This is a genomic window from Rhodococcus rhodochrous, from assembly GCF_014854695.1.
GTDB lineage: Bacteria > Actinomycetota > Actinomycetes > Mycobacteriales > Mycobacteriaceae > Rhodococcus.
On record NZ_CP027557.1, the window covers coordinates 4,502,086 to 4,508,421 of the forward strand.

At 67.1% G+C, this 6,336-nt stretch carries 5 protein-coding genes; 2 read left to right on the forward strand and 3 right to left on the reverse strand.

The window, feature by feature from the left end; all coding sequences use genetic code 11:
• Window positions 1-60: 60 nt before the first annotated feature.
• Window positions 61-1,233: an alkane 1-monooxygenase gene (locus C6Y44_RS20580; protein WP_192378521.1), complete on the reverse strand. Its 1,173-nt coding sequence runs from the start codon at window positions 1,231-1,233 to the stop codon at window positions 61-63.
• A 214-nt stretch (window positions 1,234-1,447) separates the two neighbouring features.
• The gene (locus C6Y44_RS20585; protein ID WP_120280264.1) at window positions 1,448-1,651 is read right to left on the reverse strand and encodes a cold-shock protein; all 204 of its coding nucleotides are present in this window, start codon (window positions 1,649-1,651) and stop codon (window positions 1,448-1,450) included.
• Between the two features lie 166 nt (window positions 1,652-1,817).
• On the opposite strand from C6Y44_RS20585, the gene C6Y44_RS20590 reads away from it, so the two are divergent.
• Together C6Y44_RS20590 and C6Y44_RS20595 are read left to right on the forward strand one after the other, a co-directional pair.
• Entirely contained in the window at window positions 1,818-3,074 is a 1,257-nt protein-coding gene (locus C6Y44_RS20590) for a pyridoxal phosphate-dependent aminotransferase (protein ID WP_120280265.1), read from the forward strand.
• 327 nt (window positions 3,075-3,401) lie between these two features.
• On the forward strand, window positions 3,402-4,691 hold the full coding sequence (locus C6Y44_RS20595; protein WP_120280266.1) for a YibE/F family protein: 1,290 nt from the start codon (window positions 3,402-3,404) through the stop codon (window positions 4,689-4,691).
• Window positions 4,692-4,730: 39 nt separating this feature from the next.
• Here C6Y44_RS20595 and C6Y44_RS20600 read toward each other — a convergent pair whose 3' ends face one another.
• The gene (locus tag C6Y44_RS20600; protein WP_225623625.1) at window positions 4,731-6,155 is read right to left on the reverse strand and encodes an Hsp70 family protein; all 1,425 of its coding nucleotides are present in this window, start codon (window positions 6,153-6,155) and stop codon (window positions 4,731-4,733) included.
• Window positions 6,156-6,336: the final 181 nt, after the last annotated feature.

Below are 6,336 nucleotides of genomic sequence, written 5' to 3' on the forward strand. Positions count from 1 at the left end.
GCGCACGATCCGCACGGGTGTGCGCATCACAGAAACGGCGCTGTCTCCCCGACACGGCGCCTAATTTCCACCACCGTATCGTGCCTGAATCGCCGTTCGTTTCTCAGGCCGAATGTTGATTCGCGACAGATCGTGCCCGTAGTGCTCGAGCAGTCGCGGGTCCATTATCCGCCGCCACAGGGGCGGGAACAGCGCCAGGATGATCAATACCGCGTAACCGGCCGGCAGCTGCGGCGCCTGCGGCATCGACCGCAGGGTCTGGTAACGGCGTAGGGGATTGGCGTGGTGGTCGCTGTGCCGCTGCAGGTTGTAGAGGAACAGGTTGGAACACACGTGGTTGCTGTTCCAGCTGTGCTGGGGTTGCACCCGTTCGTAGCCGCCGTCCGGTCGCTTCTCGCGCAGCAGACCGTAGTGCTCGAGATAGTTGGCGCCCTCGAGGAACATGATCGCCATGACGGCCTGGACGACGAGCCACGGAGCGATCGACCAGCCGAACACCGCGATGAGCACGGCGTAGAGAACGACGCTCAGCGCCCATGCGTTGAGGATGTCGTTGTGCCGCACGTTCCAGAACGACGTACCGCGACGCTCGAGCCGGCCCTTCTCGTAGCGGATCGCTGAGCGGAGACTGCCGAACACCGAGCGGGGCAGGAACCGCCAGTAACTCTCCCCCATGCGGGCGGTGGCCGGGTCCTCCGGGGTCGCGACGCGCGCGTGGTGTCCACGATTGTGTTCGACGTAGAAGTGGCCGTAGAACGACTGGGCGAGGGCGATCTTCGCGAGACGCCGCTCGAGGGTGGTGCGTTTGTGGCCGAGTTCGTGCGCCGCATTGATGCCGACCCCGCCGACGATGCCGAGCGTGGCGGCCATCGCGAATCGTTCGGCGCCGCCCATGGGCTGCGACACCCACATCCAGCACCCGAAGGCCAGGCCCGCGTATTGCAGCGGGAGATAGAGATAGGTGCAGTAGCGGTAGTACCGGTCGTTCTCGAGCGTCCGCATCATGCTCTCGGGCGGATTGCTCGTGTCGAGTTTCGCGAACGCGTCGACCAGCGGGCAGATGATGGCGATGACCAGTGCACCGGTGGCCCAGAAGACGCCGAGGTGCAGATATTCGACGAGGACGTAGGCGATGAACGGGCTCAGGGGGACGACGAGTCCGTACAGCCAGAGGCGCTTCTTGGGGTCGGTCCATCGATCGTGTGTCGCACTGCGAGGAGTAGCCGAATCCACAAACACCCATTCCCCCACGAAGGAAAAACCGTCCGGTACGAATCCCCCCGCACCGGAGAAAACAAACTGTTACCCCACGACTCGGATATACCTTACAAGTCGTACTTACCGACAGGTAGGTCCATACGCCCCTGTTGTGGTGGAGAGCACACGACGACGGCGCCGCACCGGAAGTGCGACGCCGTCGAACGCGGAATTCTCGAAAGGGTGCGATCTAGATGATGCGCACGCCCTGAGCCTGCGGGCCCTTCTGCCCCTGACCGATCTCGAACTCGACTCGTGCCCCCTCGTCCAGGGTCTTGAAGCCCGACCCCTGGATCTCGGAGTAATGGACGAAAACGTCTGCTCCCCCACCATCCTGCTCGATGAAGCCGAAGCCCTTTTCCGCGTTGAACCACTTGACAGTGCCCTGCGCCATACCACTTGCTCCTTGCATTCCCCCACGTCACCCCGACGTGCGGCCTAGATGGACCTCGATCATCGCATTGATCCGGACATTCGTCGCGCCTTGTTTCCCGAGTCGTTACCGCAACCGAGAAAACGCGGATGAAATCGTGTTGCAGCACGGTGGCACCATGTAACCCGTGACTACCGAGGAGCAAGGCCAACTTCACCATCACATCAGCCGTCGGCTCGAGCAGTCGTCGAAGCTCCAGAACGTGCTCTACGAGATCCGCGGGCCGGTGCACGCCCACGCCGCGCGGCTCGAAGCCGAGGGGCATCGCATCCTCAAGCTCAACATCGGCAACCCCGCGCCGTTCGGGTTCGAGGCGCCCGACACGATCGTGCAGGACATGATCGCGGCGCTGCCGCACGCGCAGGGCTACTCGGAGTCCAAGGGCATCGCCTCCGCCCGTCGCGCGATCGTCACGCGCTACGAGCTCGTGCCGCGCTTCCCGAAGTTCGACATCAACGACGTCTACCTGGGCAACGGCGTCTCCGAGCTCATCACCATCACGATGCAGGCCCTGCTCGACGACGGCGACGAGGTGCTCATCCCGGCACCCGACTACCCGTTGTGGACGGCGATGACCTCGCTGGCCGGTGGCACCCCGGTGCACTACTTGTGCGACGAGACCAACGATTGGAACCCGGACCTCGACGACATCGAGTCCCGGATCACCGAGCGCACCAAGGCGATCGTGGTGATCAACCCGAACAACCCGACGGGCGCCGTGTACTCGCAGGAGGTGCTCGAGGGGATCGTGCGCCTCGCGCGCAAGCACCAGCTGCTGCTGCTCGCCGACGAGATCTACGACAAGATCCTCTACGACGACGCCAAGCACATCTCCCTCGCCTCGCTGGCCCCCGACCTGCTCTGCCTGACCTACAACGGCCTGTCGAAGGCGTACCGCGTCGCCGGCTACCGGTCGGGCTGGATGGTCATCACCGGCCCGAAGGAGCACGCGGCAGGCTTCCTGGAAGGCATCGATCTGCTCGCCTCGACGCGCCTGTGCCCCAACGTGCCGGCCCAGCACGCGATCCAGGTGGCGCTCGGTGGCTATCAGAGCATCGAGGATCTCGTCCTGCCCGGTGGGCGCCTGCTCGAGCAGCGCGATGTCGCCTGGGAACGGCTCAACGCCATCCCGGGCGTGAGCTGCGTGAAGCCACGCGGTGCGCTGTACGCCTTCCCGCGTCTGGATCCGGAGGTCTACGACATCCACGACGACGAGAAGCTCGTGCAGGATCTGCTGCTGCAGGAGCGCATCCTCGTCACCCAGGGCACGGGCTTCAACTGGCCGAACCACGACCATCTGCGGATCGTCACGCTGCCGTGGGCACGCGATCTGGCGGTGGCGATCGAGCGGATCGGCAACTTCCTGTCCTCCTACAAGCAGTAGGAGGGCGGCTCCGACCTCGGGAAGATCATCGTTACCGAACAGTTACTTTGCGGTTTTCGGGACCAAAGTCCCTGTTTGGAGGCACGCGCTACCTACCCGAACGGACAGTTTGTCGGGTTCGTGACCATCGCCACACGCCAACCCCTCCCCAAGCCGGGGCCGGAACCAGTAATTTGTCTTATGGCACTAAGCACTACGCAATGTGCCGGGCTCCCTGATCGATCGCCATCCCCCCTGTGCGAGATCAGGTGACGGTGGCGGGGACACCCCCCCTGCTCCCCGCCACCACCAGCCCAAATCTCCTCGCTTCTTGGCTAGCCTGTCCGAGTGAATCACGGACACGGCCATTTCAGCCACGGACACGGTCACGGCCACGGGCAGGCCGAAAGTCCCATCCCGCTCGGCCCCATCGCCGCGAAGATCGTCGTCGGCCTACTGGCCGCGATCGGTCTCCTGGTGCTCTTCGGCACAGCCCTGCTGTGGCCGAGCAGCCGTTCCGTGGACATCCCCGCCCCCTTCCAGACCAGCGGCGGTGGCGCAGTCGTCACCGAGGCCGGGACGGTCGTCGAACAGAACACCGGACCGTGCGGCAGCCCGTCCTTCGGGCGCGTCTTCACCGGTGAGCCGTCCCCTCCCTCGAGCAACACCTTCGACTGCGAACGCAGCATCGTCGCCATCGAATCCGGTCCCGACGACGGCGCCCGGACCCTCCTCGAGGTGATCCCCGGCCCGGGTCAGCCCGAACTGCAGGCCGGCGACGAGATCCGCCTCGTCCGCCAGACCGATCCCGCGGGTGCCACCCAGTACTCCTTCTACGACTACGCCCGCGGCTTCCCGCTCGCCCTGGTGGTCGCGGCGTTCGCCGTCGTGGTGGTCGCGATCGCCCGCTGGCGCGGTCTGCGGGCCCTGATCGGCCTGGGCGTCGCGTTCGGTGTGCTGGTGGTGTTCATGCTCCCGGCGCTCCTGGACGGCAAACCCGCCGTGCCGGTCGCGCTCGTCGGCGGTGCGCTCATCCTCTACGCGGTGCTGTATCTGGCGCACGGCGTGAATCTGAGGACCAGTTCGGCGTTGCTCGGCACACTCGCCTCGATGGTCGTGGCAGCCCTGCTGTCCTACGTCGCGATCCGGATGACGCACCTGACCGGTCTGTCGGAGGAACAGAACACCGACGTGCAGCTGTACATCGGGCACGTGTCGATCTCGGGCCTGCTGCTGGCCGGATTCATCATCGGCTCGCTCGGTGTGCTCAACGACGTCACCATCACGCAGGCGTCGTCGGCATTCGAACTCGCCGGGCTCGATCCCGAGTCGTCGCGCCGGGAGATCTTCTCGGCGGCGATGCGTGTGGGCCGCGACCACATCGCCAGCACCGTCTACACGCTCGTCCTCGCCTACGCGGGCGGCGCGCTGCCGCTACTGCTGCTGTTCTCGGTGGCCGGGCGGTCGATCACCGATGTGATCACCGGCGACGCCGTGGCCATCGAGGTGGTCCGCGCATGCGTCGGCGGTATCGCGCTGACGTTGTCGGTGCCGCTCACCACGGCGATCGCCGCCGTGCTCGCGCGCACCGACGCGCCCGGACAGCAGACGGGTGGCCGGCACGCGCGACGCGCGTGACGCTGTGCGTGACCGCCGACGGGTCGGCGGCGCGTGACGTCAGGGAAGCCGGATCTGCGGCAGCGGGGGCAGCTCGATCGTCGGCAGCGGCGGCAGCGTCGGGACCGGCACCCCCAAACCCGGGATGGTCGGAACCGGAGCGGGTGGAGGTTCGGGGGCCGGGGGGACCGGGCGCGGCGAATAGGTCGTCGGAGCCGGCTCCGGCTCGACCGTGGTGGTAGTCGTGGTGACCTGCGTAGGCGCCACCGCCGGCGCGGGGTTCTGCCGCGGCGCACCGGTCGTCGGGGGGGTGTACGACTGGGTGGGGCTCGTCTCGTCGGTCGACGAACTCGTGAAGCCGGTGCTCAGCGCCACCCCGATGACCGCGACGACCGCGAGGGCCGTGCCCGCGATACCGGCGCCGGAGATCTGTTTACCGCTGACCGACGGGCCGCGACCGGCCAACGTCGACCACCACGGCTTCTTCGCGTCGGCGGACTCCGGACCGGACGCGGCGGCTGCGGTCGTCTGCGCGGGGGCCGCAGCGGCGACGACCGGGATCTGTTCGGTCTCGGCACTGGTCGACGAGGGACGGCCCGGCACGATGCGGGTGAGGGCGCTCACGGGCTGCGAGGTGGCCGGTTTCGCGGCGGCCATCGCCCCGCCCTTGGCGAGCACGAGTTCGGGCTCGTGCGGCACCACCAGCGGCAGTCCGAGCCATGAGCGCAGCACCTCCTGCACGAGCGGGATGTGCGCACCGCCGCCGAGCAGGACCACGGCCTCGGGGTTGCGACCGGCACGGGAGATCACCTGGTGCACGAACTGCGCCGACGACTCGACGCACTGCGCGATGAGCGGGTCGAAGGTCTCGCGTGACATGAGCACGACTCCCGCCGCGCCCGGCACGGCCACGGTCTCGCTCTGCGAGAGCTTCTCCTTGGCCTCGCGGCACTGGGCCGACAGTTCGTCGTCGGTGGCGGGGTCGTCGGGGCGCCACACACCGTTGGTGTCGAGCTGGTGGTCGCGGATCACGTTGTCGAAGACGCGGCCGCCGATGCTGTCGGTGCGTTCGGCGAGCACCTCGCGGGAGACGAGGTCGACGACGGTGACGGTGAGCCCGGCGTCGCCGAGGTCGTAGAAGACGGCGGTGTTGCTCCCGAGTTCGCCCGTGGCCTGCAGATAGGTGACGGCGGCCTCGGGTTCGGAGACGAGCAGGTAGCGGTCGATGTGTTCGACGGTCATCGCCGCACGCAGGCGTTCGGCCTGTGCCTGGTCGCGGTAGACCAGTCCGACCCGCTCGACCGGATCGCCCGCGACACCGGTCTGGAAGAGCACCCCGAGGGTGCCTGCCGCCAACCGCGCCGGATCGTCCTTACCGGTTTCGACCACCTGGAACTGGAACCCCGCCGTCGGGGTCGTTCGATCCACGGGCCGCACCACCCGAACGGCGCTCTCCCCCACGGTCACACCGAGAACAGAACTCATCAGCCGCCTTCGACGTTGGATGCGCCAGCCGCGTCAGCTTCCCCCGGCGCCCGAAATCACCGACGATGGTACAGAACGTTACCGATCGGTCACGAGGGCCGTTCGGATGACGTACACCGGGACCGAGCACTCCACAGATGTCTCCTGAGCGTCCGGGAGGCGTCTCCCATAGGATCGCCGA

Excerpts from the sequence above, each read along its gene's own strand:
- C6Y44_RS20585 (WP_120280264.1), bottom strand. The coding sequence starts at position 1,651 with ATGGCGCAGGGCACTGTCAAGTGGTTCAACGCGGAAAAGGGCTTCGGC.
- C6Y44_RS20600 (WP_225623625.1), bottom strand. The coding sequence starts at position 6,155 with ATGAGTTCTGTTCTCGGTGTGACCGTGGGGGAGAGCGCCGTTCGGGTG.